The following is an 845-nucleotide window of genomic DNA, read 5'->3' as shown; positions in this document are numbered from 1 at the left end:
TGGATGATGCCGCGCGGGCGCAGGTCGAACACCTCGTTCACTATTTTTGCGATCTGCTCGTCGGGAACCACGCCGGTGCCTTCGGTGTACACCGTGACGTTCATCGGGCGGGCCACGCCAATCGCGTATGCCACCTGAATCTGGCACTGCTTGGCCAGGCCGGCGGCCACGATGTTCTTGGCCACGTAGCGGGCGGCGTAGGCGGCGGAGCGGTCCACCTTGGTCGGGTCTTTGCCGCTGAAGGCGCCACCGCCGTGCGGGCAGGCGCCGCCGTAGGTGTCCACGATGATCTTGCGCCCGGTCAGGCCGCAATCGCCCTGCGGACCGCCGATCACAAAGCGGCCGGTGGGGTTGATCAGGTACTTGGTGTCTTGCAGCCACTCTTTGGGTAGCACCGGCTTGATGATTTCTTCCACACAGGCCTCGATGAACTCGGGCTTCATGTGCTTGCCGTCGCTCATTTCCGGGCTGTGCTGGCTGCTCAGCACGATGGTGTCGATGCTGTGCGGGCGGCCGTCCACGTAGCGCATTGTGACCTGGCTTTTCGCATCCGGGCGCAGGAAGGGCAGGCGGCCGTCTTTGCGCAGCTGGGCCTGGCGTTCCACGATGCGGTGCGCGTAGTAGATGGGTGCGGGCATCAGCTCGGGCGTTTCGTCGCAGGCGTAGCCGAACATCAGGCCCTGGTCGCCGGCGCCGGTGTTCAGGTAGTCGTCGCTCGCGTGGTCCACGCCCTGGGCGATGTCGTTGCTCTGCTTGTCGTAGGCCACCAGCACCGCGCAGCCTTTGTAGTCGATGCCGTATTCGGTGTTGTCGTAGCCGATGCGCTTGATGGTGTCGCGCGCCAC

At 65.0% G+C, this 845-nt stretch carries 1 protein-coding gene; it reads right to left on the bottom strand.

Annotated features, from left to right (window positions below):
• Positions 1-845, bottom strand: an 845-nt coding sequence (metK, locus tag HA630_RS00395; protein WP_166832012.1) for a methionine adenosyltransferase, incomplete at both ends; no start/stop codon positions are given.

The sequence above is a fragment of the Aquabacterium sp. A08 genome (genome assembly GCF_011742065.1).
This window is presented reverse-complemented; position numbering and strand designations above follow the sequence as displayed.